This is a genomic window from Fictibacillus sp. NRS-1165 (genome assembly GCF_050468105.1).
Taxonomy (GTDB): Bacteria; Bacillota; Bacilli; order Bacillales; family Fictibacillaceae; genus Fictibacillus_C; species Fictibacillus_C terrinigri.
Genome location: NZ_JBDPNU010000072.1, coordinates 1 through 1,384, shown reverse-complemented (window position 1 = coordinate 1,384; position 1,384 = coordinate 1). Strand labels below are relative to the sequence as shown.

General features: G+C 39.2%; 2 protein-coding genes. Both read right to left on the bottom strand.

The annotated features are described in order from the left end of the window. Nucleotides 1-30: 30 nt before the first annotated feature. Nucleotides 31-957 (bottom strand): IS3 family transposase, encoded by a 927-nt coding sequence (locus ABHN01_RS23025; RefSeq protein WP_139223452.1) that lies wholly within the window; start codon nt 955-957, stop codon nt 31-33. Further along, on the bottom strand, nt 858-1,384 hold a 527-nt coding region (locus tag ABHN01_RS23020; protein ID WP_429877471.1), incomplete at its 5' end, for a helix-turn-helix domain-containing protein. The genes ABHN01_RS23025 and ABHN01_RS23020, both read right to left, overlap by 100 nt.

Sequence of the window (1,384 nt, the reverse complement as noted above, 5' to 3'; positions counted from 1 at the left end):
TGAAGTGACCCCGAAAAGTTAGAGTTTTTATTATGCAGTTAATTGGCTGGTGTGTATCCGGTATTGAACGGGACTCATACCGGCCAATTTTTGTTTAATACGCTTGTTATTATAATAATTGATATATTCTTTGATTCGCTTCTTTAAATCTTCAAACGAGCATCGTCGCTGACCATGATACATTTCTTGTTTTAATAGGCCAAAGAAGTTCTCCATAGGTGAGTTATCAATGCAGTTTCCTTTTCGTGACATACTCTGAAACACCTTGTTTTTCTTTAGAAGGCTGACCCATTTTCTATGCTGATAATGCCATCCCTGATCACTATGGATCGTGGTTCTGTACTTTGAATCCTTTGCGATTTCCAGGGCTTCCTCAAGAGGGGCAATGGCTAGTTCGAGGGTTGGACGCATACTCATTCCATAGGAAAGAATTTCGCCGTTAAACAGGTCCATAATTGGATTTAGATACAGTTTTATCCCCTCTAAGCACTTGAATTCTGTTATATCTGTTGTTAATTTTTGATGGCATACCGTTGTCTGAAAGCGACGATTGATTCGGTTCTTGGCAATCGTACCGATCTTACCTTTGTAAGAACTGTACTTGCGCGTTTTTCGTTGGAATTTATCTCCCCTAAGTCCGTGTTTCTTCATGAGGCGTTGAACTTTCTTATGATTTACAATAAATCTTCGATTTCTCAATTCCAAATGAATTCGGCGGTAGCCATAATTGCCATCATTTTCTTGAAAAATGGATTGGATGTTTTCTTCAAGTTCCTCGTCTGGATTTTCCTTCTTCATCGTTTTTATATGATAATGATAGGAGGATTCCGGAATACCAACGATCGTTAGGATATCTTTTAATCTGTACGTTTCTTTGAGCTCGAATGATAACGCTGCTTGTGCTTTTCGAGATAACTTTCCGGATCCATCTGAAAAGCCCGCAACTTTTTTAGGTATTCAACCTCAAGTCGGAGAAGTTCATTTTCTCTTTCCAGCCTTTGTTCCTGGGTCATTTCCGTTTTATTTGTTTCATTCTTTTTTCTCTTCTTCGCTTTATCAGACATAGGTGGCCGTCCTTTCGGGTTTCCCAGAGCTTCAGCACCACCTTCATTAAAAGCTTTTTTCCATGAAGCGATCATCGGAGAATTTGTTATCCCAAAATGAAGGGCTGTTTCCATTTCTGAAAAACCTGTTCTTTTCATAAAGCTTAGTACATCCAGCTTAAATTGAACAGAATAATTCCTCCTGTGAAGTTTCTTCCTTAAACCTTCCATTCCAAACTTTTCGTAAAGTTTGACCCATCTCTTAATCGGTGTACTGTCTGCCATGCCATGCTTCCTAGCCAGCGTGATATATCCAAAATGCCCTGCCTGATATTCCTTTA